Here is a 26251-nt window from a genome sequence, read left to right as displayed (position 1 = left end):
CCCGAATCGCGGTTGAACATCCGGCCTGTTGCTCGGCTGACCGCCATCAGAAGACGCCCGGTATGACCTCCTCGCGAGCCGTGGCGTAGCCGTCCTCGTGCTCGTCGAGATAGGTCTGCCAGGCCGCCGCGTCCCAGATCTCCAACCTGGTGAACGCGCCGACGACCACGCACTCCTTGGTCAGCCCGGCGTACCGGCGCAGTTCCGGTGCGATCAGGACCCGACCCTGACCGTCCGGACGCTGCTCGTCCGTACCTGCGAACAGATAACGCTGGTAGGCGCGTACGGCGTCGTTGGTGAACGGCGCCTCGGCGACCTTCCTCGCCATCTGCTCGAACTCCGCCCGGGGGAACACGTACAGGCAGTGGTCCTGGCCCTTGGTGACCATGAGACCTCCCGCCAGTTCGTCCCGGAACTTCGCAGGCAGTGTCAGCCGACCCTTGTCGTCCAGGCGCGGGTAGTGAGTGCCGAGGAACATCGGCAGCCACCTCCCTCGCCGGGCGACGGACCGGCAGTGGAGCCCCCGTCTGCCCCACCGGCCGCCACAGTACCCCACTTTTCACCACAGTCAACGCTGAAACAGGTGCTCGCGCACCACCGAGCAACCTGTTTCCGCAGGTAGACGAGGTGGGGAGACGCGGGGGGATGGTGGGGGATCTCCGCAGGCTCCACCTGCGCGGGTGAGGTTCAAGCCCCGATTTGCCACTCGAACGGACTAGAAATCCGGGCCGGAACACGGGGTTGGGGCGCGGTGGTGGGGGAAGGTGGAAACTGGTGGAGCGAACCTGAAGCGGCCCGCAGGTGTGGGGCACTTAGCCGTGGTTTGACACACTGCGTGAAACGCTCACACGTCCGTGTTCCGGACACGGCTGCTGGAGGTTTAGTGACGCCGGGAAGCCCAAGCGCGAACAGTCACGCGCCGGTCGAACAGGTTCTGGGTGAGCTGCACGCCGCCGTCCAGCGGATCGCCGCCAACGTCGAACGGGTGCTCGTCGGCAAGCCCGACGTCGTGCGGCTCGCCCTCGTGACGCTGCTCGCCGAGGGGCACCTGCTGGTCGAGGACGTGCCGGGGGTCGGCAAGACCTCGCTGGCGAAAGCGCTTGCTCGTTCCATCGACTGCACCGTGAGCCGCGTGCAGTTCACGCCCGACCTGCTGCCGAGCGACATCACCGGCTCGTCGATCTACAACCGGCAGGAGAACGACTTCGAGTTCCGGCCGGGACCGATCTTCGCGAACATCGTCGTCGGCGACGAGATCAACCGCGCCTCCCCCAAGACGCAGTCCGCGCTGCTGGAGTGCATGGAGGAGCACCAGGTCACGGTCGACGCGAACACCTACCCGCTGGGGTCGCCGTTCATGGTGATCGCGACGCAGAACCCGATCGAGATGGAGGGCACCTACGCCCTCCCGGAGGCGCAGCGCGACCGGTTCACCGCGCGCGTGTCGGTCGGCTACCCCGATCCCCAGGCCGAGCTCGCCATGGTCGACGAGCACGCGGGCCACAACCCGCTCGACGACCTGCGGCCCGTCTCGGACGCGGCGCAGATCCTGCGGCTGATCGAGGCCGTGCGCCGGGTGCACCTCTCCCCCGAGGTGCGGCGCTACGCCGTGGACCTGGTGTCGGCCACCCGCCGGCTGCCGGAGCTGCGGCTCGGCGCGTCCCCGCGGGCCACGCTGCACCTGGTGCGGGCGGCCCGGTCGCAGGCGGCCCTCGCGGGCAGGGACTTCGTGGTGCCCGACGACATCCACGCCGTGGCGATCCCCGTGCTGGCGCACCGGCTGGTGCTGACGGCGGAGGCCCAGGCCGCCCGCCGGTCACCGGCCGAGCTGGTCAGGGCGCTGCTGCAGCGGGTGCCGGTGCCGACCGCCGCACTCGACCCGAACGCCGCCTTCGTCCGCAGCATCAACAACAACGCAGGGACGCCACGGTAACGATGCGCACCGCACTGTCCGGTCTGACCACCCGCGGAAGATGCTTGCTGGCCGCGGGGTTCGCCGCCGGAGCGTGCGCCGTGGTGCTCAACGAACGCGATCTGCTGCGCGTCGCGGCGTTCGTGATCGCGTTGCCGCTGCTGGCCGCCTGGCTCGCCACGCGGGCCCGGGTCGGCCTGCACGCGGCTCGGTTCCTCGCGCCCAGCCGGGTGCCGGTCGGGGCCGCGTCCGAGGTCAAGCTCGACCTGCGCAGCACCGGCCGCCTGCCCACCGGCGGGCTGATGCTGGAGGACACCGTCCCCTACGCGCTGGGCGCGCGGCCGCGGTTCCTGGTGGAGCGGCTGCCGCGCAACACGCCCACGTCGCTGCGCTACCCGCTCAAGCCGGTCATGCGCGGCATCCAGCAGGTCGGCCCGCTGATGGCGCGGATCACCGACCCGTTCGGGCTGGCCGAGTTCGACCGCGAGCTGGCCGGCCGCTCCCGCCTGGTCGTCGTGCCGCGCGTGGTGCGCCTGGCCGGGTTGCCCGGCGGGTCCGGCATGGGCGCGGGCGACGACGGCTCGGTGCGGTTGCGCGCGGGCCAGGGTGAGGACGACGCGGTGGTGCGGCCCTACCGGCAGGGCGACGACCTGCGGAAGGTGCACTGGCGCTCGACCGCCCGGCGCGACGAGCTGATGGTGCGGGTCGAGGAACGGCCATGGCGCGGCGGCACGACGGTGCTGCTGGACCACCGCGTCCACGCGCACCGCGGCAGCGGCCCGACGGCGTCGCTGGAGTGGTCGATCTCGTTCGCGGCGTCGATCTGTCTGCACCTGCACCACTTCGGCCACCAGGTGCGCCTGGTCTCCGAGGACGGCCGGGTGCTCGCGGGCGGGGCGTCCGACGGCGGGCACAGCGACCACGTGGTGCTCGACGCGCTGGCGGCGTTGCAGGCCTCGCACCGCAAGGAGCTCTCCGCCGGCATCGACCCCGGTGCCGGCCAGGAGGTCATCGCCGTGCTCGGCGGGGTGTCGCCGTCCTCGGTCGAGGAGCTGATCAGGTACCGGCCGCGGGGCACGCGCAGCCTCGCGGTGCTGCTGGACGTCACCGCGTGGGCGGGCGGGTCGGACGCGACCGCACCCGACCCCGAGGACGCCCGGCGGCTGCTGACCGGAGCCGGCTGGGGCGTGGCGATAGCGCGGCCCTCGTCGTCGATGCAGCAGGTGTGGCAGGAGCTGTGCGCGAGCGCGAGCAACCGCGGACCGGCCGTGCGTTCGGAGGTGGGCTGAGCTATGGCGACGACGACGTCTTCCCGCGGCGAGACCGCGGAGTGGTTCAGCTCCGCGACGCCGTGGATCGCGGCGCTGGCGGTGCTGTGCGCGTCGACGGCGTTGTCCGGGGTGATCGAGGGCGACCTGTGGCTGGTCCGCATCGCCGTGGTGATCCTGGCGATCACGGTGACCGGTGCGTTCCTGCGGGCCACCCGGCTGCCCCCGCCGCTGGTGGCGCTGGCCCAGGTGTTCGTGCTGCTGTGCCTGCTCACGGCCCTGCACACGCGGTCGGGCGTACTGCTGTTCCTGCCGGGTCCCGATGCGCTGAGCGAGCTCGGCGGCGTCCTCGCGGAGTCGGTGTCGCAGGTGCAGACCGGGGTGCCGCCGGTGCACGCGTCACCGGCGATCCAGGCGCTCGTGGTGCTGGCGATCGGCCTGGTCGCGGTGCTGGTGGACACGCTCGCGGTCGCGGCGGCGGCCCCGGCGGCGTCCGGCCTGGTGCTGCTGTGCGTGTTCGCGGTGCCGGCGTCGCTGGCCGACGAGATGCTGCCGTTCTGGACGTTCGTGCTGGGTGCGGCGGCGTTCGCGATGCTGCTCGCGGTGGACGGCCAGCACCGGCACGAGGCGTGGCGCGGGCGGCTCGGGTCCGGGTCGGCCGGTGGCACCGGCGGTTCGGCGACCACGGTGGCGAGCATCGCGATGGTGATCGCGCTGGTGGTCGGCGCGGGCGTGACGATCGTCGGCACGGTCGGGCGGCTGCCGTTGAGCGGCAGCGGTGCCGGCGGGCGCGGCGGCATCGGCCTGAACGAGATGACGTCGCTGCGCGGCATGCTGAACCGCGGTAAGACCACCGAGGTGTTCCAGGTGCGCGGCCTGCCGGAGAGCACGTACATGCGGGCCTCCACGCTCGCCAGGTACGTGCCGAACAAGGGCTGGGAACGCGGCAGCGACCCCGGCGGCCAGCCCGCGCGCGGTGAGTTGCCGCTGCAGCCGGGCGACCGCGGCGACGGCAAGGTGGCCAAGATCGGGATCGAACCGCGCGGCTGGACGAGCTTCTGGCTGCCGACCTACGGCGCGGTCCGCCGGATCGACACCCCGGACGACGACTACCGCTTCGACCCCGCCAAGGGCGTGATCTTCACCCAGCGCGAGCGGGAGCCGGAACCCTACGAGCTCGAGACCGTGCTCGCGACGCCGACGAAGAACCAGCTGCGCATCGCGTCCGGCCAGCGCAACCTGGTCGACCCGGAGTACTACAAGTTCGACGGGGTCGAGCAGGAGATCATCGACCTCGCGAAGCAGATCACGGGGAACGCGACCAACGACTTCGACAGGGCCGCCGCGCTCACCGAGTTCTTCAACGGCCCGACCAGCGGTTTCACCTACGACCTGAAGACCCAGGGCGACGTCACCAAGGACGCGCTGACCGACTTCGTGCTCCGGGGCAAGCGCGGCTACTGCGAGCAGTACGCCTCCGCGATGGCCGTCATGGCCCGCACGGTCGGCCTGGCCTCGCGCGTGGCCATCGGCTTCACCGCCGGTGTCCCGTCGCCGGACAACGCCTACCGCACGATCAGCACCGACGACGCCCACGCCTGGGTGGAGATCTTCTTCCCGAACCACGGCTGGATGACGTTCGACCCGACGCCGATGACCGACGGCCGCGCGGTCGTGCCCCCGTACCTGCGCGAACAGTCGCCGGGTGCGGAGGAGGAGCCGACGGCGAACACGCAGACGTCGACGACCGCGCAGCCCAGCCAGGGCTCGGCCGCCCCGTCCACCGCCGCCGACGGCGAGGAGGAGGCCGGTGTCACCGGTGACGCCACGCAGCAGGACACCTCGAAGGACTGGGTGCCGTGGGCCGTGTTCACCGCCCTCGTGCTGGCGACCGCGGTCTCGATGGTGCGCAACGTGCTGCTGAAGGACGACGGTGCCGCGGTCACGCCGCAGCACCGTGAACGCCGGCGCCGGCTGCGGCGCTGGGCGGCGGTGGCGGCCGCGGTGCTGTGGTCGGTCACGCTGCTGTTCGCGGCGGCATGGCTGTCGTACGTGCTGGCCGCCGTCGTGCTCGTGCTGCTGGCCGCGGGCACACCGGCCGCCCTGCGGTACCTGCGGCAGCGGTCGCGGCTGCGGGTGGTCGGCCGCCTCGGGCCGGACGCGGCGACGGCGGCGTGGGCCGAGCTCATGGCGGAGTCGGTCGACCGAGGCGCCCCGGTGCCGTCGGCGGAGACGGTCAGGACGGCGGCCCGCCGGCTCGCGCGGGAGCACAACCTGGACGAGGCAGGCCGCGACGGGCTGCGGACGATGATCGGCGCGATCGAGCGGGCCTGGTACAGCCCGAACCCGGCGGCAGACCCGGCGCTGCCCGCGGCGCTCACGGCCGTGCGGCAGTCGTTGCGGCAGAACGCGCCGTTGTCGCTGCGGGCGAAGCTGTTCCCGCGGTCGGTGCTGCGGCCCTCGCCCGCACCGCTGGCCGACGTCCCGGACCAGGAGCCGGTGCCGGCGTAGTCCCCCGCACAACGGATCGGGCCCGTCCCCCTGGTGGGGGCGGGCCCGAGTGGTGTCTGAAGGGTGTGCGCTTACTGCTCCTCGTCGAAGCGACGACGGAAGCGCTCCTCCATCCGTTCGGAGAACGAGCTGCGGCTGCGCGTCGGCTTGCCCTCTTCCTGCGCACCTTCGGCGACCTGGTCACCGCGACGCAACGTCGTCAGGGTGATGAGCACGCCGAAGAACATGAGCAGGAAACCGAAAACGCTCACGACCGGAATGCCCGCGACTGCGAGCTGCGAGAAAATCACCCCGGCGATGAGGGCCGCAACACCGGCCACGAACAGCACGATGCCCTGTACACGACGCCGCTTGGACGGCCGCCGCAACTTGGCGCCTCGTACGGTGGATGCGAACTTCGGGTCTTCGGCGTAGAGCGCGCGCTCGATCTGGTCGAGCAGTCGCTGCTCGTGCTCGGAGAGTGGCATCGTTCCTCCTCCGGCACAGCGGTCGCGGGCGCCGGGTGTTCGCGGTTGCCGCCGATCCCGGCGGACGGCCCACCCTGGGGACGTCACCCTCCAGGATACGATCCGCGCGCCCCGGCGACTACCCAGTCGGCCCTCTCATACGGTCGGTTCTGTCACCATCATCCTCCTGGGGCAGTGGTGAGGCCTTCGTGAGGCTTGCCGCGGAGCCAGGAGGAGGCCTTGTGGCCTGCCGTTCACACCCCGTTCGGCCACGCGCTCCGCGGGCGCCACGACCGGTTGGTCGGATCGGGACCATGACCGAACTCATCGTCAACGGTGGCGCCGAGCAGGGCCTGAGCGGCTGGCACACCCTCGCGGGCACGCCGGTGGTGCTGCGCTACGACACCGGGCAGGGGTATCCGGGACCCGGTGATCCCGGGCCCGCGCAGCGCGGTGCGGCGTTCTTCGGCGGCGGCGGGACACCGTTGTCCGCGTTGCGACAGAGGGTGACGCTGCCAGGCCGCCCGTCGGAGTTCTCGATCTCCGCGTGGCTCGGCGGCTACGCATCGCAGCAGGACGGCGCCCGCCTGTCGGTGGAGTTCCTCGACGGCGCGGGCACCCCGCGCGGTCTCGTGGTGCTCGGCCCGCTCACGGCGGAGGAACGCGGTGGCCGCACCGGTCTGTTCGAGCGCACCGCGAGCGGCACCGTCCCGCCCGGCAGCCGCACCGCCGTGGTGACGCTGCAGCTGACCCGCTCCGGCGGCGGGACGTCCAACGACGGCTACGCCGACAACATCTCGTTCACGATCGGAGCCCGCTGATGTTGAACAGGCGTGACCTCCTGCGCGCCGCCGCGGCCGCCGGCGCCCTCGGCACGGCGTGGCCGCTGGCGCAGGGCCTCTCCCCCGCCCAGGCCCGCGCGGCCGCCGAACAGCTCGGCGCCTCCTGGGACGCGGCCCCGTTCACCCTGGGCGTCGGGTCCGGCGACCCGTTGCCCGACAGCGTGCTCCTGTGGACGCGGCTCGCCCCCGAACCGCTCGCGTTCGAGCAGCCGCTGCCCGAGGTCGTCGAGGTCGAGTGGACCGTGGCCACCGACCCGGCGCTGCGCCGACGCGTCGCGAGCGGCACCGTGGCGGCCTCGAACCTGTTGGGGCACAGCGTGCACGTGCCCGTGCACGGTCTCCGCCCCGGCCAGACCTACCACTACCGGTTCCGCGCTCTCGGCAGGAGCAGCCGCGTCGGCCGCACCCGCACCGCGCCGGTCGGGCCCGTCTCCCGCGTCCGCTTCGCCACCGCGAACTGCCAGGCGTTCCACGACGGCTTCTACGCCGCCCACCGCGGCATCGCCCGCGAGGACGTCGACTTCGTCGTGCACCTCGGCGACTACATCTACGAGCACGGCCAGGTCGGCGGTCAGCACGTCCGCGACCACGAGGGCCCCGCCGTCCTCTCGCTGGCCGACTACCGCCGCCGCCACGCGCTCTACAAGGGCGACCCGTCCCTGCGCGACGCCCACGCCGCACATCCCTTCTACCTGACCTGGGATGATCATGAAGTCGCGAACGACTACAGCGGCTCCGAGGGCGCGGCCCCGTTCGTGAAGCGCCGTGCCGCCGCCTACCAGGCCTGGTACGAACACCTGCCGATCCGCGCGGGCAGCGCACTGGAGCCGCGGATCCACCGGCGCCGCCAGTGGGGCGACCTGCTCGACCTGACGGTGCTCGACCTGCGCCAGTACCGGTCCGCGCAGAACCTCCCCGCGGGCACGATCCTGGGCGCCGAGCAGAAGCAGTGGCTGCTCGACGGCATCTCCGGCGCCCGCGAGGCGTGGCAGGTGTGGATCAACTCGATCATGCTCTCGCAGCTCGCGCGCACCGGCGGCGGCTACTACTTCACCGACCAGTGGGACGGCTTCCGCGCGGAGCGGCGCGAGGTCCTCGGCCACGTCGCGGCCACCGGCATGGAGGACCTGGTGGTGCTCACCGGCGACTGGCACTCGGCGTTCGTCGACGACATCCGCCCCGACTTCGACGACGTGACCTCGCCGGTGATCGGCACCGAGTTCACCGCGCACTCGGTGACCTCCGGGGCGTACTCGCCGGAGTGGAACGCCGTGAACGGGCCGGTGATGGGAGCGGCCAACCCGCACCTGAAGTACTTCGAGGGCAACAGGTACGGCTACGACGTGTACGAGGTGACCCCGCAGCGGTTCAGCACGCACATGCGCGTCATCGCCGACCGCCGCGACGCCGCGTCACCCGTGTCGACGCTGACGACGTTCCACGTCGACCGCGGGGTGGCGGGTAGCTACGAGGACCCGGCGACGGCCGGATCACCGGCGCAGTACCGCAGGCCCTGACCGGAGGGAGCGCGTCCGGGCGGTCGCCCCGGACGCGCTCCCCCGTCCGCTCAGGCGGCGACCCGGTAGACCTGGATGCTCGTCACCTCCCGTGCCGCTCGCCGCGTCCATTGTCTTGGCGCGCAGCGAGGCCGTCTTCATCCAACGCGGAAAGCGCTGTCCCGCACCGAGCGCGCGCCCGCCGCTCGCCGCACGATCACCGGCACCCGGTCACCGGCGACGGCGTGACCACGTGGTCACGCTCTCCCGTGATACGGCGTTGAGTTCGCTCCCGCCCGTGCTGCACACTTCACTCCTGCTGCCCGCGCAGGCAGCTCCTGGGGGAAGGTCGCTCTACTCATGCGTGCTTCGTTGCGTGCTGCCGGCGCAGTCGCATTGCTCGTCAACTACTACGTGCTGACCATCGGGCTGGTTTGCGCGATCCTCTTCGCCGAGGTCTACGCGCTGATCAACCGCCCGGTCGCCGCGGTCCAGCTCGCGTTCCTCGCACTGCCCGTTGCCTACGCCCTGGTGCACCTCCTCGTCTCACTGGAACGACGCGGCCACGACGAGGTGCCCGGCGTCCCCGTCACCGCGGCCGAGCAACCCGCGCTGTGGGAGCTCGTCCAGCGCCTGTCCGCCGACCTCGGCACCCGCCCGCCCGACGAGCTCCGCGTCGTCGCCGTGGTCAACTCCGGCATCTCCGAGGACACCCGCTTCCTCGGCCTGAGCGTGCGGCACCGCCGGCTCTTCATCGGTGCCCCGCTGCTCACCACGCTGACCGAGAAGCAGCTCCTCGCCGTGCTCGCCACCGAGCTCGGCTACTACGCCCAGAAGGACAGCCGCCTGGCCGCAGTCGTCATCTCCGCCCGCGGCGCCGTGCTGCGCGCCGGTTCCGCGCTCGCCACCGACAGGTGGTTCAAACGTCTGGCCGCCAAGCTGTTCCGCGGCTACGCCACGCTGTTCCTCCGCTTCTCCCAGCCCGTCGCCCGCGCCCGCCAGCGCGCCGCCGACGCCCACGCCGCCCGCCTGGCCGGCTCCTCCGCCGCGTCCAGCGCACTGCGCGAGCTGCCGGTGATCGACGCCGCCTGGGACCTCTTCACCAACCGCCACCTCACCGTCGCGTGGGACACCGGCTACCTGCCCACGACGTTCTTCGAGGGCTTCGCCCACCTGCGCACCTCCCCCGAGCTGCACGCCGAGCTGGAGGAGCTCCGCCAGCACCCGACCGACCCCGACCGCGGCCCGTACGACCCGTACCCGCCGCTGCCGGACCGCATCGCCGCCATCGACGCCCTGCACGCAGAACCCGAGTCCTGGGGCGACCGCCCGGCACTGGAGCTGCTCGACGACCCGATGCCGCTGCTGGACGCCTCCGTCCTCAACGCCCTGGTCGACGACGCCGGCACCAAGGAACGCGTCGACTGGGCCACCCTCGGCCACATCGGTGCCCGCGCCCGCGTCGTCCGCGGCACCGAACGCCTCCTGACCGCGGCCGCCACCGCCACCGGCGGACCCCCGTCGCTCACCACCGTGCTCGACGCGCTGGACGCCGGCCTGCTCGCCGAGATCGGCCCCGACTCGTCGGTCCCCGGCAGCCCCACCGCCGGCCCCCGCGCCCGCCGCGCGATGGCCCGCACCGAGGTGCACGCGGAGCTCTCCGCCCTGCTCGCCCTCGCCTTCTCCGACGCGGGCCTGGCCCACTGGCAGGTCGACTGGCTCGGCCGCACCACCTTCGTCACCGCGGCGGACGACTTCGACCTGGCCGACCACCTCGACGAGGCCGTCGCCGACCAGGCCGACACCCAGCCCCTGCGCCACGCCCTCGCCTCCGCCGGCATCGCCCTCGACTACCGCCCCACCCGCTGACTGGAGCCCTCCCTCCCGTGGTGTTCTCGCTGCTGTTCAAGCCCAAGCAAGCCCTCTCCGTCATCCGCCTGATGCGCGAGGCGAAACGCCGCGGCGTCGAGGTGGAGGAACTGCCCACCGAGCTCGTCGCCGCCTTCCTGCTGCCCAAGACCCGCCCGGAACGCTTCGGCCTCGTCCCCGACGCGGACGTCACCGCCGACCCGCCGGTCGAGGACCCCGCACTGGAGGCCGTGCGCGCCGACGTCCGCGCCGGCCACTGGGAGAACGCCGCCGACCTCACCGCCGCCTCCTACGGCACGTGGGACCGCCGCCAACGCATCGCCTGGGCCCTCGCCGACCTCGCCGCCAAGGACGACGCCTGGCTCACCACCTGGCACACCGCCCGCCCGAACGACCCCCACCGGTCCGTCGTCCACGCCCTGTCCCTGGTGTCCCTCGCCTGGGACATCCGCGGCAGCGCGAGGGCCACCGACACCACCCACGCCCAGTTCGAGAGCTTCCACCGCACCCTCGCCGAGGCCCGCGCCGCCGCCCGCGCCGCAGCCGCCGTACTTCCCGACGACCCGACCCCGTGGAGCACCCTCATCACCACGGCCCGCGGCCTCGGCGCGAGCCACGACGACTTCCGCACCCTGTGGTCCGAACTCGTCGCCCGCGACCCCCTGCACCACGACGGGCACCAGCAGGCCCTGCAGTACTGGTGCGCGAAGTGGCGCGGCTCCAACGAAATGGCCCTCGGCTTCGCCCTGGACGCCGCGGACACCTCGCCGCGCTTCGCCGCACTGCCGCTGCAGGCGGCGCTGGAGGCCGAGGACACCGACCCCTCCCTGTGGAAGACGCCCGAGGTCGGCCGGGCGCTGGAGGTCCTGCTGGAGCGGCTGGCGGACGAAGGTGCCGACACGGTCGCGGTGCGGGACGACCGGGGGTACGCGATCCTCGCGCTGTTGCGGCTGCGGCGGTTCGACGAGGCCGTGGCGCAGTTCCGGGTTTTGGGCGGGCACGCGGACGCTGCGCCGTGGAACTACTTCGAGATGCCGGTGCTCTCCTTTCTGAGTTTGCGCGGGGATGCCATGAAAGGGGCCTCGCGGGCGGCTCGGGTTGGGCGGAGTGGGCGGTAGGGCGGGCGGGAGGTGGACGGGTGGCAGGGCGGGCGGGGGTAGAGCTGGGCGGGAGTAGAGCTGGGCGGGAGTAGAGCTGGGCGGGAGTAGAGCTGGGCGGCGGTAGGGCCGTTCAGGCGGGGTGGCCGGGGGTGGTCTCGGACCGCGTCGCGCGTTGAGGCCGGGCGGGGATGGGGCCTGGCGAGGTGGGCGTGGTGGCGGATCGGCGGTGGCGGATCGGTTGCGGTGGGGGGAGCGAGCCGCTGCGTGGTGGCGGGGTGCGGCGGTGAGTCGACGTTGCGGCCACGGCGACAGCAGGCCGGTGGGCAGCGGGCTGTGCGAGCAACCGGGGCGTGCGCGGATGTCGGGGGCAGCGGCACGCGGATGTCCTGGGCGCGGCGGTGGGCGATGCGCGGGATGCCGGGTGCGGCGGCGCGCAGTTCGAGGGTGACATCGCAGGCTCCTTTCAGCGGGCGGGTGGCGCGCACGGGTGGCGGCGGTGTGGATGGGCGGCGCGCGCACGGGTGGCGGCTGCGGGTGAGCGACGGCGCGCGTGGATGGGCGGCGGCGCGGGTAGGCGGCGCGCGTGCGACGGCGGCGCAGGTAGGCGACACGTGCACGGGTGGGCGACGACGCGCGTGGGTGAGTGGCGTCGCGGGTGGGCGGTGCGCGGGAGCGGTGGTCAGGTCAGCTGGCGGGGTGGTTATTCGGCTGTGTGGCAAGGGATTCGGCGGATCGTGGCCGGTGCGCGGGACGGAGCCGAGCGGGGCCAGGGTGCCGGGTCGGGGCAGCGGGGCGCGGCGGGCAGCGCTGCCGGGGGTGGAACAGCGGGGGTGAGGGGGCGGCGGCGAGGGGCTGTGGGTGAGGTGCGGGACAGGACTGCGTGTTCGAGTTGGCGGATCGGGGAGTCGCCGAGGAGTTTGCGGGCCAGGGCGGTGCCCTTGCGCGGGGCGAAGGCGAGTTCGGTGCGCAGGGCGTGCAGGCCCACCAGGTGGGTGGCCTCGTCGAGGATGGCTCGGGTGTCGGCGATGGACTTGGTGCAGCGGATCGCGTCGATCGTGGCGCGTGGCAGCGGGGCGGTGTGGAAGCCGCGGCGGAGCACCGGTGTGGGGATGTGCTCGGTGCGCATCAGGTTCAGCGGGCCGAAGCTGACTGCGCGGGAGCAGCGCGGGGTCAGCAGGTGGACCGAGGACGGTATCGGGGCGGACTTCAGGCCGTGCAGGTGCAGGGCGTCGAAGCCGGTGACCATGCCGCGGTCGCCGACGTAGAGCAGGGCGGCCTGCAGCCACTGCTCACGGGTGGGTTTCGCGGCGCCCAGCAACAGGACGCCGGGCAGGAGGCGCTGCCAGGGGGTGCCGTGCCGGCACCGCTGGTCGATGACGGCGCCTGTCAGTCCGATGTGGACCAGGGCGGCCACCGGCGCGATGCGGTGGCGGAACAGGATGTGCAGCGATTCCAGGTCTACGGGGTGGCGCATGGGGTCCAGGTTGCACCGGGGGACCGGGGGTGTGCCACGGGGAAACGGGGGGCTGTGGGTTACTCGCGGGTTGTGGACAGGTCGCGATCACTCGGGCTTCGGGCCGAACTCGGCGGTCCTCTGTGGACCCTTGCCGAGGAGGGAGGCCGGGCGGACGGCGAGTGAGCCGAAGCGGGAACGGGCCTGGTCAGCGGCTTGGTCGGCTTCGCGCCAGCCATTCTCGGGGGCGTCGAAGATCAGCTGGTGGGCGGAGTCGGCGTTGTCAAGTCCCTCGATCCGGACACCGATGAGGCGGACCGCGCCCGGCGGCACCTGGGTGGTGAGCAGCTCCACGGCGGTGCGGTAGATCTCCTGCGTCACGTCCGTCGACGTGGGCAGCGTGCGCGAGCGGGTGATCGTCGTGAAGTCCGAGAACCTGACCTTGATGGACACTGTCCGGCCGTGCAAACCTTTGGCGCGCAACGAGCTCGCCGTCCGCTCGGACAGGCGCAGCAGCTCGCGGCGGAGCACGCCGCGGTCGAGGTGGTCGACCTCGAAGGTCTCCTCCGCGCCGATCGACTTCTCCCGCGACTCCGGCACCACGGCGCGGTCGTCCACGCCCCGCGACAACGCGAAGAGGTGCTCCGCCAGCGCCACGCCGATCTTGCGCCGCAACGTCGCCAGCGGTATCGCGGCGACGTCGCCGACGGTCTCCAGGCCGAGCTGCGACAGGCGCGCGGCGGTCTTCTCCCCCACTCCCCACAGCGCGCCCACCGGCAGCGGGTGCAGGAACTCCAGGACGGAGTCCGCCGGGATCACCATCATCCCGTCCGGCTTGCACATGCCGGACGACAACTTCGCCAGGAACTTCGTCGGCGCCACCCCGACCGAGCACGTCACGCCGTACGCCTCGAACACGCGCGACCGGACCAGCTCGCCGATCCCGCCGGGCGTGGTGCCCATCCGCCGCAGCGCCCCGCCGACGTCGAGGAACGCCTCGTCCAGCGACAGCGGCTCCACCAGCGGCGTGATGTCGCGGAAGATCGCCATGACCCCGCGCGACACCTCCTGGTAGAGGTCGAACTGCGGCGGCAGGTACACCGCGTGCGGCGCGAGCCGGCGGGCGTGCGCGGTGGGCATCGCGGACCGCACGCCGAACTCGCGTGCGAGGTAGTTGGCCGAACACACCACACCGCGCCCACCGACGCCACCGACGACGACGGGCACGGAAGCGAGCTCGGGGCGTTCACGGATCTCGACGGACGCGTAGAAGGCGTCCATGTCCACGTGCAACATCCGGCAGCCCGTGTCATCAGGCCACACGCCGTCGCGCGCACGGAAGCGGTCACGCAGGCCGCGCGGCAGGTTCGCACTGCGACCCATGACAACCCCTCTCGAACCCTTGTTCGACATCCTACAACCGGTACACGCGGGCAGCGTTCTCCGACGCGATGAGCTACGGGTAGTTGTGCAACAACAGCACGGGCACGCCAAGTGACGCCGTTGCGCGCAGGAACGGCGTCAACAACAACGGGTCGCACTTGGACAGATCCGCGTCCGAGTCGCCGCATCCGACGTGGAGCTGCAACGGCAGCTCCGCGTCCAACGCCTCCCACACCAGGAACGCGATCACCAACCGGGTCGGCCAACCGCCCCGAGCACCCCCGCACGACATCGGCGTCCGCTGGTCGCTGTGCCGGCAGCCCGAGCCCGATCCGGTACGCCGCAACGGACTTCACCCCGACGGCGGTCGTGGAGGCGAGCGCCGACCGCACCGCGGCCACGAAACGCGCTGGCGTCACTGATGGGCGGCCGAGCGCAGCGCCTCCTGGGCCGCGATCTCCCTGCGCAACCGGCTCAGGGCGCGGTGCTGCGCGACGCGCACCGCACCCGGCGTCGAGTCGACCGCCTCCGCCGTCTCCTCCGCCGACAACCCCACCACCACGCGCAGCACGAGGATCTCCCGCTGCTTGCCCGGCAGCAACCGCAGGAGTGCGCCCATGCGTTCGGACAGCTCGCCCTGCAGGGCCTGTTGCTCGGGCCCGGCGCCGAGGTCGGTCGTCTCCGGCAGCTCGGCCACGGGTTCCGACCGCAGCCGCGCCGCCGCGCGATGGGCGTCGGCGACCTTGTGCGCGGCGATGCCGTAGACGAACGCGAGGAACGGCCGCCCCTGGTCCCGGTAGGCCGGCAGCGCGGTGAGCACGGCCAGGCAGACCTCCTGCGCGACGTCGTCCGCCGAGGTGGACGACCGGTCCTGCCCGCCGACCCGCGCACGGCAGTACCGCACGATCAACGGCCGCAGCGTGGCGAGCAGCCTCTCCGCCGCTCCCCGGTCACCGGCGGCGGCCCTGGTCACGTAGGTGTCCGCGGTGTCCGGCCTCCGGGCCAGGTAGGAGGCCGAGGGCGCCTCGACCGGTTCGGCCGGCCCGACCGCCTTCGCGCGTTCGAGCAGCGCGTCGAACCGCGGGCCGTGCGCACGGTTCGCCAGCTGCCCGGACGTGGCGTCGCCGACCGAGGTGTTCGCCACGGCGGCTTCTGGAACCGTCCGGTGCAGGCCGGTGGAGAACTCCATGGCGGTCACCGATTTCCCTTCGACGCCTCGCGGGCGGCCTCTTTCGCGCGCCGCAGCTTCCCCTCGACCGCCCGCGGGGTGATCCGCATGAACTCGGCGATCTCAGCGTGCGAGTAGTTCTGGTCCTTCAGGAACAGCAGCGTGCGCCGGTCCTCGCTGAGCTCGGCGAACACGTCGTCCACCGCCTCGCGGGTCACGACCGCGTCTTCGAGGTCCCCGCCGGCCGCGACGTGCTCCAGGCGCGCCCACGCGTCCAGCAGGTGCCGTTCGTGCCAGGCGTTGTTGCTGGTCCGCCATCTGCGGTAGACGTTGGGGAAGGCCAGCACGCACGCGTTCACGAAGTACTCCTTCAACGGTCCGTGCTCCTCCGACCACTTGCCGCCGAGCACGCCCTCCTCGCGGAACAGGTTGAACCCGGCCCACACGGCCTCGCTGGCGAGCTCCTCCGCCTCGTGGAAGAACACCTCCTGGCGCGCCACGGACCACCTGCGCCGGTCGACCCGCGCGAACATCGCCCCGGACTTCACGAGGTTCCTGACGATCTCGAAGCCGTACCCGACGACCTTGCCGAGGAAGGCCGACCACAGCGGGTCGGCGCACCCGGTCTCGCGGAAGTGCTGGACGAACACGCGGTCCATGTGCAGCTGGTCGGCCTCGGCGGAGCTGAAGTGGTGCACGACGTCCGCCACGGAGAGCAGCGGTCTGCCCGGTCCGCGCTCATCGGCTGCATCCGGGGTTCGCCCCATGCACTCGGGTCCCTACGTCGGCGGCGGGTTGGTGCCTTTGCCAATGGAGATGTCGTTCGGCCGCACGCACCCCCCGCGATCGGCCCAACTAGTTCCGAAAGCAAATACCGGTCACTCGCCGAGCGAGCCGACCTCTTTGCGCAGCCGGGCCAGGGCGCGGTGCTGCGCCACCCGCACGGCGCCGGGCGTCGAGCCGACCGCCTCCGCCGTCTCCTCGGCCGACAGGCCCACGACGACGCGCAGCCGCACGATCTCGCGCTGCTTGTCCGGCAGCACCTCCAGCAGCCGCGCCATCCGCCGGGACAGGTCGCCGTCCACCGCACGCTGCTCCGGTCCCGCCGCCCGGTCGGCCGACTCGGGCAGGTCGGAGGTCGGTTCGGAACGGTTGCGCGCGGCGGCGCGGTGGGCGTCGGCCACCTTGTGGGAGGCGATGCCGTAGACGAACGCCAGGAACGGGCGGCCCTGGTCGCGGTACGAGGGCAGCGAGGTCAGGACGGCCAGGCACACCTCCTGGGCGACGTCGTCGGCCGACGTGGTGCCCCGGACGCGGGACCGGCAGTAGCGGACGATCATCGGGCGGATCGCCTCCAGCAGCTTCGCCACGGCGCCGCGGTCGCCGGCCAGTGCGCCGGCGACGTGCTCGTCGGCTGTCTCCTGCCTCCCCATCAGATCAGGACGCTGGCCTCGGCGACCTCCCTGCGCAGCCGGCCCAGGGCACGGTGCTGCGCCACGCGCACGGCGCCGGGGGTCGACCCGACCGCGTCGGCCGTCTCCTCGGCCGACAGACCCACGACCACGCGCAGCAGGAGGATCTCGCGTTGCTTCTCGGGCAGCACGCGCAGCAGCTTCGCCAGCGCGCCGTTCAGCTCGCCCTGGAGGGCGAAGTCCTCGGGACCGGCGCCGCGCGAGACCTGGTCCGGCACCTCCGCCGTGGGCTCCGCCCGGTTGCGGGCGAGCGCGCGGTGGGCGTCGGCCACCTTGTGCGCCGCGATGCCGTAGACGAAGGCCAGGAAGGGGCGACCTTGGTCACGGTAGTTCGGCAGCGCTGTCAGCACGGCCAGGCACACGTCCTGCGCGACGTCGTCCGCCGTCGTGGCCGAGCGGCCCACGCGCGCGCGGCAGTACTTGACCACCAGCGGTCGCAAGTAGCGAAGCAGCAGGTCAGTGGCCCTGCGGTCCCCGTTCACCGCTGCACTGACCACCTCAGCGGGTAATGCCGAACTTTCCATCCGAGCGTCCCCTCGTCCTCGTCCCGCAGAGGAGACGTGCGGATCGTCACTCCTTATGCGGAAAGTAGGGGCAACTTCTGAACATCACTCGTTTGGAGCAATGAACAACGGCTCGTGGAACGCGGAGAGGAACGACTGAAGGCAACCGGAACCTTCCGGTTCCGCCGTTCCAGTGAGTTCGTCACGAGCAATCACCCGATGCCGTGCCTTGCCCACGACGGTCCGCCACGGCTCTCGCGTAACGCGATGAGCACGTCCCCGCGATCAGCAGAGGAGCAGCGCCCGGTCAGATGAGCTCCTCGACCCCCACCGACGACCGCAGCTTCGCGAGCGCGCGGTGCTGCGCCACCCGCACCGCACCCGGCGTCGACCCGACCGCCTCCGCCGTCTCCTCGGCCGACAGGCCCACGACCACGCGCAGCACCAGGATCTCGCGCTGCTTGTCCGGCAGCGCCGCCAGCAGCCGGCCCAGCCGCACCGACAGCGACCCGAGCAGCGCGTGCTGCTCAGGGCCGGGCACGGTGGACGGCCCGTCCGGGACCTCGGCGACCGGCTCCGCGCGGTTGCGGGCAGCGGCGCGGTGGGCGTCCGCGACCTTGTGGGCGGCGATGCCGTAGACGAACGCCAGGAACGGCCGGCCCTGCTCGCGGTAGGTCGGCAGCGCCGTCAGCACGGCCAGGCAGACCTCCTGGGCCACGTCGTCGGCCGACGTCTGCGCCCGTTCGCCGTGCCCGACGCGCGCCCGGCAGTACCGGGTCACGAGCGGGCGGACGGAGGCCAGCAGCCGCTCGACGGCAGGCCGGTCACCCGCGACGGCCTCGTTGACCAACGAGGCCAGCAGGTCGGAACTCTCCATGGCGCGGGTCCCTACGTCGACTGGCGAAGACTACATCTTTCGCCGCAGAGTCGTTTGGGGCCACTCCCTGGGACTGCATTCGTCCCGAAAGCAAAGGCTCAGTGCGTGCGGCGGGCGAGCACGTGCAGCCGGGCCGCCACGTCTCGCAGGGGAGACCGCCGCGCGGCGGCCAGCTCGAGCTCCGCCAGTGCGTCGGCCGCACCCGGATTCGCATCCAGCACGACGCCGGGCACCAGGTCGGACACCACGCCGTGGCCCTGCAGCAACTCGACCGACAACCCGGCTTCGAGGACGAGCTTCTCGAGGCCCGCCACGTCGAACCGGCGCTGCAGCGGGTCGCGCGTGCCCGCCAGCTGACCGGCGTCGTCGTCCAGCAACCGGCGCGCGTCGACGATCCGCCCGGCGATCGCGCGGTGCAGGATCGCCGCGAACCGGTTCGCCACCAGCACCGACACCGCGCCGCCCGGCGTCACCGCGGCGGCCAGCGCCGTGAGCGCGGCGGACGCGTCGTCCACGACCTCCAGCACCCCGTGCGCGAGCACCACGTCGGCCTCACCGGCGGGAACACCCAGCGCGTCGGTGTCGCCCTGCACCGCGTTGATCTTCACGCCGGCCTCGCGCGCACGGGTGTGCAGGGTGGCCAGTGCGTTCGGCGAGGGCTCCACGACCGTGACGGCACAGCCCGCGGCGGCGAGGGGCACGGCCCACACGCCGCTGCCGCCGCCGACGTCGAGGACGCGGGGCGGTTCGCCGCCCCTGCGCTCCCGCGCGGCGGTCAGTTCGGCGTCGAGCACCCTGTGTACGGCGTCCGGTCGCATGGCACACAGCGTAGGAGACCCTAGAGTAGGTCTGTGCATACGGTGTCCGTGCTCAGCCTCAAGGGAGGCGTCGGCAAGACGACGGTGGTGCTCGGCCTGGCCTCTGCCGCCCTCCGCCGTGGTGTCCGCACTCTGGTGATCGACCTCGATCCGCAGTGCAACGCCACGTCGACGCTGGAGCCCGAGGATCCGAAGGCCAGCATCTACGACGTCCTGAAGGACCCGTCGGAGGAGAACCTGGAACAGGCGATCCGCCCCAGCAGGTGGGGTGACGGCATCGACGTCCTGTCCGGGTCGGAGGACGCCGAGCTGCTCAACCACCCCGACCCCAACGAGTCGCGCCTGCACCGGCTCAAGACCGCGCTGCGCACGTTGCGCGACATGTACGACGAGTTCCCCTACCAGCTCGTGCTGCTCGACTGCCCGCCCTCACTGGGCCAGCTGACCCGTTCCGCGCTGGTCGCGGCCGATCGCGCACTGCTGGTGACCGAGCCCACCATGTTCGCCGTGGCGGGCGTGCAGCGCGCGTTCGAGGCGGTGCAGAACGAACGTGAGAAGAACAACACCGACCTGCAGCCGCTGGGCGTGGTGGTGAACCGGGTGCGGCCGCGTTCGCACGAGCACCAGTTCCGCATCGACGAGCTGCGCGACATCTTCGGCCCGCTGGTGATGCCGGTGGCGCTGCCGGACCGGCTCGCGGTGCAGCAGGCGCAGGGCGCGTGCATGCCGATCCACGAGTGGGGTACTCCGGGCGCACGTGAGGTGGCGCTGGCGTTCAACCTGCTGCTGGCCCGGATCCAGCGCATCTCCCGCAGCCGCCGCCGCGCGGTGCACCACGACTTCGACGACGACGAGATCCAAGAGGCGGTGGATGCCTGAAGGCGACACCGTCTTCCTGGCCGGCCATCGGATGAACGATGCGCTCGCCGGGAAGACGCTGGTGCGCGGCGAGCTGCGGCACCCGAGGCTGGCCGCGGTGGACCTGGCCGGGCTCGACGTGCTCGGTGTGCGCACGTACGGCAAGCACATGTTCACCCGGTTCTCCGACGGCAACAGCCTGCGCAGCCACTTCCGCATGGACGGCGCGTGGCACCTGTACCGGCCGGGCGAGCGCTGGAAGCGGCCGGGGCACCAGGCGCGGGCGGTGCTGGAGGTCGACGACCGGCAGGCCATCGGGTTCGCGTTGCACGACATGGAGCTCCTGCCGACGGCACGCGAGGACGAGCTCATCTCCCACCTCGGGCCCGATCTGCTCTCCCCCGGCTTCGACGCCGCCGAGGCGGTGCGGCGGTTGACCGCGGACCCCGACCGGGCCATCGGCATCGCGTTGCTGGACCAGCGCGTGATGGCCGGTGTCGGCAACCTCTACCGCGCGGAGGTCTGCTTCCTGCTGCGCGTCCTCCCGACGGCGCCGGTGTCCGCGGTGGACCCGGCCCGAGCGGTCGCGCTGTCGCGGAAGCTGTTGCAGGCCAACCAGTGGCGGCCGGAGCAGTCCACGACGGGCGACCTGCGCGTGCAGCACTACGTCTTCGAACGCACCGGCAGACCGTGCCTGCGGTGCCGCACCAGGGTCCGGTCGGGCGAGCTCGACGGCAGGTTCGTCTACTTCTGCCCAAAATGCCAGTCCGGTTGAACCGAAGGGCGCGTCCAGCCGTGTCCTTCGACATGGCGGTAAATCTGGATGCGCTGCGCCCGGGCTTCACCGACGACCCGTACCCGGTGCTGACGAGCCTGCGCGAAGCGGGTCCCGTGCACCGGGTCGAGAACTTCGGCGCGCCGATGTGGCTCGTGACCCGCTACCCCGACGTGCGGGCCGCACTGGACCACCCGCTGCTGTCCTCGCACGGCTCCGCGCTCGCCGAGCCCCTGCGCGGGCACCCGCACTTCGCGTCGTGGTGGTTCGGCGACCTGTCGGACCACATGATGAACAGCGACGCCCCCGACCACACCCGCCTGCGCCGCGCGGTGTCGAGCGAGCTGACCCCGCGCCGCATCGCCGCGCTGCGCCCGCGTGCCGAGCAGCTCGCGACGACGCTGGTCGAGGGGTTCCTCGACGCCGGGCGCTGCGACCTGGTCGCGGACTTCGCGGCGCCGCTGCCGATCACGCTGCTGATGGAACTGCTCGGCGTGCCCGCGGTGGACCAGGAGAACTTCCGGTACTGGGCGGACGTGGTCACCGGGCTCGCCGACGGTGACGCCGCCTCCGCCCGCGAGGAGGCCTCGGGCTACCTGCTCGACCTGGTGGCGCACAAGCGGACCTCCGGCGACGACGACCTGATCGGCGGGCTGGCCCGTGCGAGCGGCGAGGCCGCGCTGTCCGACCGCGAGCTCGCCTCGCTGGCGTTCCTGCTGCTCGTAGCGGGGTACACGACCGCGGTCGACCTCGTCGGCAACGGCGCGCTGGCGTTGCTGCGCCACCCGGAACAGCTGGAGCTGCTGCAACGCTCGTCGTCGCTGCTGCCGGGCCCGATCGAGGAGTTCCTGCGGTTCGACGGCCCTGCCTCGCACCTGCTGCGGTTCGCGAGCGGGGACCTGACGATCGGCGGCGTGCGAATCCCCGCCGGTGACGTGGTGCTGCTGTCGCTGGCCTCCGCCGACCGCGACACCACCCGCTACCCGCGGGCCGACCAGCTCAACATCGAGCGGGCGGATCGGCAGCACCTGGCGTTCGGGCACGGCATGCACTTCTGCCTCGGCGCGCCGATGGCCCGGCTGGAGGGCGACGTGGCGTTCCGCGCGCTGCTGGGCCGCTGCACGGGGCTCGCCCTGGACACCGCACGACCGCTGGGCTGGCGGGTGTCGCTGGGCAGCCGGGGGCTGCGGTCGCTGCCGGTGCGGTTCCTGGCCAGGCCGGCCGTGCCGCTCGACGAGCAGGCGACGGTGAAGGTGCCCAGGCCGTCCTGACCGGCGCTGGCGGACGAGAGCCGGTGCGCCCGTTCTGAACTGGCGTTATAGGGTGGGCGCGTGGTCTACAAGCAGGTGGTTCGCAAGGCGTTGTTCTCGATGCACGGTGGCGACGCGGAGCGGGTCCACGAGACCACGCTCGCCGCCATGGCCCGGCTCAGCCCGCTGGCCAGGTTCGCGCGGGGCCAGAACAACCCGCGCACCGTGTTCGGCGTCCGGTTCCCCAACCCGGTCGGGCTCGCCGCCGGTCTCGACAAGGACGGCAGGGCGCTGCCGGCGTGGGCCGCGCTGGGCTTCGGGTTCGTCGAGGTCGGCACGGTCACGTGGCACCCGCAGCCGGGCAACCCCAAGCCGCGGCTGTTCCGCCTGCGCGAGGACGAGGCGATCATCAACCGGATGGGCTTCAACAACGCCGGAGCGCGCGCGCTCGCGCAGAAGCTCGACAAGACCACCCTCAGGGCGCCGCTGGGCATCAGCCTGGGCAAGTCGAAGGTCACCCCGGTCGAGCACGCCGTCGAGGACTACCTGAACTCGCTGAGCGCCCTTCAGGACCACGGCGACTACTACGCGATCAACGTCAGCTCGCCCAACACCCCCGGCCTGCGCAGCCTGCAGGACAAGGGCGCGCTCACCGAGCTCGTCGCGGCGATGACGCGGGCCACCGAGAAGCCGATGCTCGTCAAGATCGCGCCCGACCTCACCGACGACGCCATCGCCGAGGTCATCCAGGTGTGCGTGGACCACGGGATCAAGGGCCTCATCGCCACGAACACCACCCTCGGCCGCGAGGGCCTCAGGAGCCCCCACAGGGACGAGACGGGCGGTCTGAGCGGCAGGCCCCTCACCCAGCGGGCGAACGACGTCGTCCGGTTCATCACGAAGAACAGCGACCTGCCGGTGATCGGCGTCGGTGGCATCGCGACGCCCGACGACGCCCTGCGCATGATCGACGCGGGCGCGAGCCTGGTGCAGCTCTACACCGGGTTCATCTACGAGGGTCCCGGCCTGGTGAGCCGGATCAACGAGGCGCTACGCGGGGTGCCGGGCGGCGCGTAGCCAGCGCATCACCGGGTGCAGGATCACGACGAGCAGCGACCCCCACACCAGGCCGCCCATCTTCAGCGAGCCGATCTCGATGGTCAGGTCGCCGACGCCGGCGACCAGCGCGGCCCCGCCGACCATGGCGTTGACCGGGTTGGTGAGGTCGACGCCGCGGTCCATCCAGATCCGCACGCCGATGAGCACGATCAGGCCGTAGAGCACCAGCGTGCACCCGCCCAGCACACCGGGCGGGATGGTGCCGAACAGCGCGATGGCCTTCGGGGAGAACGCGAGCAGCACGGAGAGCACCCCGGCGACCGCGAACGCCGCCGTGGTGTAGATCCGGGTCACGGCCATGACGCCGATGTTCTCGGAGTACGTCGTCGTGCCCACGCCCCCGCCCAGGCCCGAGAGCGCCGTGGACAGGCCGTTGGCGATGATCGCGTCGCCCGCGCTGCCGTCGAGGTTGCGGCCGGTCAGCGCGGCCACCGCCTTGACGTGGCCGACGACCTCCGCGACCAGGACGATCACCACCGGCAGCATCAGCAGCACGACGGACGGGCGCAGCTCCGGCTGGTGCAGCTGTGGCAGCCCCACCCAGGACGCCTCGCGCAACGCCGTGAACCGCGCCGGCGGCACGGCACCGGCCAGCACCCCGCCGGCCCAGACGCCGACGAACCCGACCAGCACCGAGAACCGGACCAGCAGCCCGCGGCCGAGGACACCGGCCAGCAGGACCACGCCGGTCGTGATCGCGGCCAGCGCCGGCTGCTCCGCGAAGTGCGAGGTGGCCTGGTGCGAGAGGTTCAGGCCGATGATGACCACGACGGCACCGGTGACGACCGGCGGCATGACCGACTCCAGCAGCCGCACGCCGAGCGCCTTGACGGCGATGCCGACGACGATCACGAGCAGACCGGCGGCGACCACCCCGCCGAGCTGCGCGGCGATGCCCTGTTCACGGGCGGCCACCAGCGGCGCGACGAACGCGAAGGACGAGCCGAGGTAGCTGGGGACCCGGTTCTTGGTGATCAGCAGGAACAGCAGCGTGCCGAGGCCGGAGAACAGCAGCGTCGTGGCGACCGGCAGGCCGGTCGCGGTGGGGACCAGCACCGTCGCGCCGAACATGGCGACCAGGTGCTGCACGCCGAACCCGATGGTGAGCGGCCAGCTCGCCCGCTCCTGCGGTGCGACGGCCTCACCGTCGGTGACCCGACCGTCCCCGTGCACGGTCCACAACGCCAACGCACTGCCTCCCGGCAACCCACCCGGACTTCCCGCTGCCCGGCCCCGGAATCCTGCCACGCCTGGTAGTGGCCACGGCTAGATAACGGTCTGATAATCACACGATTGCCGTAAATATCTCCAGCAATCCACGCCGATAGACGTACGTGATTACCCAGGGTGACGATTAATACGCTGAATAGCCTGTCACGTCCCGCATTGCGGACGCGAGACCGGCCATGTGGTCGGTGGCGTCGTCCAGCACCATGCGCGGGTCCTGGAACGCGGTGCTCGCCGCGAGCGCCTGGCCCGCCGCAGCCACCAGCGCACAGTAGCGGTCCACGCCGTCGGCCAGCTGGATCCGCAGCACCCGCACACCCTCGACGAGCGAGCCGCGCTCCAGGTGCGGCGCGGTGTCGCGGGCCCGTTCGACGGCTTGGAGCTGCGCGGACACCGAACGGATGGCGGCCGACGCCTCTTGAGCGGTCTGCCGGGCGTGCTGGATCGACTCCGTCGGCAACGAGGTGAGCGCCGGCGAGTCGAGCTGCTTCAGCAGCTCGGTCATCGTGTCCTCGGCGCTGTGCAGCTTCTCCATCGGCACCCGTGCCGCGGAGATGTGCGCGGGCAGCGGCGGCCGGGGCGGTGGCGGCGGGCTGAGTGCGAGCCGCTGCCGGGCCGCGCCGATCTCGCGCAGCTTGAAGCCGCTGCGCACGGCGAGGACCGCGGGCACGGCCGCGCCGACCGTGCCGGCGACGGCGGCCCAGGTGCCCAGCACGCCGGTGAAGCCGAAGACGGCCAGCGTGCCGAGCATCGTGATCAGGATCGCCCAGAACGTGAGCACGGCGTTGGTGCGCTTGCGCCTGCGTTCGAGCTTCGCGACCGGGTCGTTCCACCTCTGGAGGCGGTAGCGCGCCTGCTCGGCCAGCGGGTGGCCCTGGAGCGACGCACCCAACTCGCCGACGACCTTGCGGACGATCTCGTTGTTGGGACGGTTTCTCCAGGGCTCCATGATCACCTGCTGACTCCTCCTGCCCCGCTCAGTTCTGAGCCGGCGGGACCTGCTGCTGCGTGGTCTTCTGCTCGTGCTGCACGCGCTGCGCGATCTCGGCCTGGATCTGCGCCGCCGCGCTGTTGCCCTGGGTGACCTGCTGCGGCGTGTTCGCCTGGCCGCCGTGCATGGACGCGCGGATCTGCTCCAGCCGCGACGAACCGGCGAGCTGGGTGGTCGAGGCCTGCACCTCGAGCATCCGGCCCTGCACCGAGTTCTGGGCGAGCTCAGCAGACCCGAGCGCGGTGGAGTAGCGCTTCTCGATCTTGTCGCGGACCTCTTCCAGCGACGGCACGTTGCCGGGCGCGGCGAGCTCGCTCATCTGGTTCAGCGACGCGGAGACCTGCTCCTGCATCTTCGCCTGCTCCAGCTGGCTGAGCAGCTTCGTGCGCTCGGCGAGCTTCTGCTGCAACATCATCGAGTTGCGCTCGACGGCCTGCTTGGCCTGTGCGGCGGCCTGCAGCGACTGGTCGTGCAGCGTCTTGAGGTCCTCGATGCCCTGCTCCGCGGTCACGAGCTGGGTGGCGAAGCCCTGCGCCGCGTTCTCGAACTGCTGCGCCTTCTGCTCGTCGCCCTTCGCGCGCGCCTCGTCGGCGAGCACGAGCGCCTGGCGCGCGGAGGCCTGCAGCTTCTCCACGTCGCCGAGCTGGCGGTTGAGCTTCATCTCCAACTGCCGCTGGTTGCCGATGACGGCCGCGGCCTGCTGAGAGAGCGCCTGGTGCTGACGCTGCGCCTCCTCGATGGCCTGCTGGATCTGCACCTTCGGGTCAGCGTGCTCGTCGATCTTGGACGAGAACGATGCCATCAGGTACTTCCAGAACTTCACGAACGGACTGGCCATCTCCTACGCCTGCCTTCTCGGTGCCGGTGTTGGATCCATCGTCTCAATTGTGCGTCGGCGTATCCACCGACACGG

General features: G+C 72.1%; 25 protein-coding genes. 11 read left to right on the top strand and 14 right to left on the bottom strand.

Features of this window, described 5'->3' with window-relative positions:
• Positions 1 to 46 precede the first annotated feature (46 nt).
• The gene (gene mraZ / locus ACVDFE_RS14305) at positions 47 to 478 is read right to left on the bottom strand and encodes a division/cell wall cluster transcriptional repressor MraZ (RefSeq protein WP_053733094.1); all 432 of its coding nucleotides are present in this window, start codon (positions 476 to 478) and stop codon (positions 47 to 49) included.
• A 405-nt stretch (positions 479 to 883) separates the two neighbouring features.
• Here mraZ and ACVDFE_RS14300 point away from each other — a divergent pair, with 405 nt between their 5' ends.
• Genes ACVDFE_RS14300 through ACVDFE_RS14290 form a run of 3 tightly spaced genes read left to right on the top strand, consistent with a single transcriptional unit; the run spans position 884 to position 5691 of the window.
• The gene (locus ACVDFE_RS14300; RefSeq protein WP_458430723.1) at positions 884 to 1933 is read left to right on the top strand and encodes an AAA family ATPase; all 1050 of its coding nucleotides are present in this window, start codon (positions 884 to 886) and stop codon (positions 1931 to 1933) included.
• 2 nt (positions 1934 to 1935) lie between these two features.
• The gene (locus ACVDFE_RS14295; RefSeq protein WP_458430722.1) at positions 1936 to 3201 is read left to right on the top strand and encodes a DUF58 domain-containing protein; all 1266 of its coding nucleotides are present in this window, start codon (positions 1936 to 1938) and stop codon (positions 3199 to 3201) included.
• Between the two features lie 3 nt (positions 3202 to 3204).
• On the top strand, positions 3205 to 5691 hold the full coding sequence (locus tag ACVDFE_RS14290) for a transglutaminase family protein (RefSeq protein WP_458430721.1): 2487 nt from the start codon (positions 3205 to 3207) through the stop codon (positions 5689 to 5691).
• A gap of 71 nt (positions 5692 to 5762) precedes the next feature.
• Here ACVDFE_RS14290 and ACVDFE_RS14285 read toward each other — a convergent pair whose 3' ends face one another.
• Entirely contained in the window at positions 5763 to 6158 is a 396-nt protein-coding gene (locus tag ACVDFE_RS14285) for a DUF3040 domain-containing protein (protein WP_360390551.1), read from the bottom strand.
• A 293-nt stretch (positions 6159 to 6451) separates the two neighbouring features.
• Here ACVDFE_RS14285 and ACVDFE_RS14280 point away from each other — a divergent pair, with 293 nt between their 5' ends.
• From ACVDFE_RS14280 to ACVDFE_RS14265, 4 genes are all read left to right on the top strand, one after another.
• Entirely contained in the window at positions 6452 to 6958 is a 507-nt protein-coding gene (locus tag ACVDFE_RS14280) for a hypothetical protein (RefSeq protein WP_360390554.1), read from the top strand.
• On the top strand, positions 6958 to 8496 hold the full coding sequence (locus ACVDFE_RS14275) for an alkaline phosphatase D family protein (RefSeq protein WP_458430720.1): 1539 nt from the start codon (positions 6958 to 6960) through the stop codon (positions 8494 to 8496). Before ACVDFE_RS14280 ends, ACVDFE_RS14275 begins: the two co-directional genes overlap by 1 nt.
• 339 nt (positions 8497 to 8835) lie before the next feature.
• Positions 8836 to 10344: a M48 family metallopeptidase gene (locus tag ACVDFE_RS14270; RefSeq protein WP_458430719.1), complete on the top strand. Its 1509-nt coding sequence runs from the start codon at positions 8836 to 8838 to the stop codon at positions 10342 to 10344.
• A 17-nt stretch (positions 10345 to 10361) separates the two neighbouring features.
• A complete protein-coding gene (locus tag ACVDFE_RS14265; RefSeq protein ID WP_458430718.1) occupies positions 10362 to 11462 on the top strand; it encodes a DUF4034 domain-containing protein in 1101 nt (366 codons plus the stop codon).
• A gap of 682 nt (positions 11463 to 12144) precedes the next feature.
• Here ACVDFE_RS14265 and ACVDFE_RS14260 read toward each other — a convergent pair.
• The 9 genes from ACVDFE_RS14260 to ACVDFE_RS14220 form a co-directional block, all read right to left on the bottom strand.
• Positions 12145 to 12918, bottom strand: a complete 774-nt coding sequence (locus tag ACVDFE_RS14260; protein ID WP_458430717.1) for a hypothetical protein — start codon at positions 12916 to 12918, stop codon at positions 12145 to 12147.
• A gap of 87 nt (positions 12919 to 13005) precedes the next feature.
• Entirely contained in the window at positions 13006 to 14280 is a 1275-nt protein-coding gene (locus ACVDFE_RS14255) for a DNA polymerase IV (RefSeq protein ID WP_458430716.1), read from the bottom strand.
• A 73-nt stretch (positions 14281 to 14353) separates the two neighbouring features.
• A complete protein-coding gene (locus ACVDFE_RS14250) occupies positions 14354 to 14530 on the bottom strand; it encodes a hypothetical protein (RefSeq protein WP_458430715.1) in 177 nt (58 codons plus the stop codon).
• A 165-nt stretch (positions 14531 to 14695) separates the two neighbouring features.
• A complete protein-coding gene (locus ACVDFE_RS14245; protein ID WP_458434333.1) occupies positions 14696 to 15286 on the bottom strand; it encodes a sigma-70 family RNA polymerase sigma factor in 591 nt (196 codons plus the stop codon).
• Between the two features lie 188 nt (positions 15287 to 15474).
• A complete protein-coding gene (locus ACVDFE_RS14240; protein ID WP_360390571.1) occupies positions 15475 to 16215 on the bottom strand; it encodes an RNA polymerase sigma factor in 741 nt (246 codons plus the stop codon).
• 111 nt (positions 16216 to 16326) lie between these two features.
• Positions 16327 to 16881: a sigma-70 family RNA polymerase sigma factor gene (locus ACVDFE_RS14235; RefSeq protein ID WP_458430714.1), complete on the bottom strand. Its 555-nt coding sequence runs from the start codon at positions 16879 to 16881 to the stop codon at positions 16327 to 16329.
• Complete coding sequence (locus tag ACVDFE_RS14230) at positions 16881 to 17444, bottom strand: sigma-70 family RNA polymerase sigma factor (RefSeq protein ID WP_360390576.1); 564 nt, start codon at positions 17442 to 17444, stop codon at positions 16881 to 16883. Before ACVDFE_RS14230 ends, ACVDFE_RS14235 begins: the two co-directional genes overlap by 1 nt.
• Before the next feature lie 286 nt (positions 17445 to 17730).
• On the bottom strand, positions 17731 to 18300 hold the full coding sequence (locus tag ACVDFE_RS14225; RefSeq protein WP_458430713.1) for a sigma-70 family RNA polymerase sigma factor: 570 nt from the start codon (positions 18298 to 18300) through the stop codon (positions 17731 to 17733).
• 98 nt (positions 18301 to 18398) lie between these two features.
• The gene (locus ACVDFE_RS14220) at positions 18399 to 19118 is read right to left on the bottom strand and encodes a class I SAM-dependent methyltransferase (protein WP_360390581.1); all 720 of its coding nucleotides are present in this window, start codon (positions 19116 to 19118) and stop codon (positions 18399 to 18401) included.
• A gap of 33 nt (positions 19119 to 19151) precedes the next feature.
• On the opposite strand from ACVDFE_RS14220, the gene ACVDFE_RS14215 reads away from it, so the two are divergent.
• Genes ACVDFE_RS14215 through ACVDFE_RS14200 form a run of 4 tightly spaced genes read left to right on the top strand, consistent with a single transcriptional unit; the run spans position 19152 to position 23078 of the window.
• Positions 19152 to 19997 (top strand): ParA family protein, encoded by an 846-nt coding sequence (locus ACVDFE_RS14215; RefSeq protein WP_360390583.1) that lies wholly within the window; start codon positions 19152 to 19154, stop codon positions 19995 to 19997.
• Entirely contained in the window at positions 19990 to 20751 is a 762-nt protein-coding gene (locus ACVDFE_RS14210; protein ID WP_458430712.1) for a DNA-formamidopyrimidine glycosylase family protein, read from the top strand. The genes ACVDFE_RS14215 and ACVDFE_RS14210 overlap by 8 nt, the downstream gene beginning before the upstream one ends.
• A gap of 32 nt (positions 20752 to 20783) precedes the next feature.
• Entirely contained in the window at positions 20784 to 22022 is a 1239-nt protein-coding gene (locus tag ACVDFE_RS14205) for a cytochrome P450 family protein (RefSeq protein WP_458430711.1), read from the top strand.
• Between the two features lie 60 nt (positions 22023 to 22082).
• The gene (locus ACVDFE_RS14200) at positions 22083 to 23078 is read left to right on the top strand and encodes a quinone-dependent dihydroorotate dehydrogenase (protein ID WP_360390590.1); all 996 of its coding nucleotides are present in this window, start codon (positions 22083 to 22085) and stop codon (positions 23076 to 23078) included.
• Here ACVDFE_RS14200 and ACVDFE_RS14195 read toward each other — a convergent pair.
• The 3 genes from ACVDFE_RS14195 to ACVDFE_RS14185 form a co-directional block, all read right to left on the bottom strand.
• Positions 23052 to 24293, bottom strand: a complete 1242-nt coding sequence (locus ACVDFE_RS14195; RefSeq protein WP_458430710.1) for a uracil-xanthine permease family protein — start codon at positions 24291 to 24293, stop codon at positions 23052 to 23054. The two genes, ACVDFE_RS14200 and ACVDFE_RS14195, sit on opposite strands and share 27 nt — an antisense overlap.
• Before the next feature lie 181 nt (positions 24294 to 24474).
• A complete protein-coding gene (gene pspM, locus ACVDFE_RS14190) occupies positions 24475 to 25296 on the bottom strand; it encodes a phage shock envelope stress response protein PspM (protein ID WP_360390594.1) in 822 nt (273 codons plus the stop codon).
• A 28-nt stretch (positions 25297 to 25324) separates the two neighbouring features.
• Positions 25325 to 26176 carry a PspA/IM30 family protein gene (locus ACVDFE_RS14185; RefSeq protein ID WP_360390597.1) on the bottom strand — a complete coding sequence of 284 codons (852 nt, stop codon included), beginning with the start codon at positions 26174 to 26176 and terminating at the stop codon, positions 25325 to 25327.
• Positions 26177 to 26251 lie beyond the last annotated feature (75 nt).

The organism is Lentzea chajnantorensis (assembly GCF_054300775.1).
Note: the sequence above shows the minus strand (reverse complement) of the source record. Positions and strands in the feature narration are given on the sequence as shown.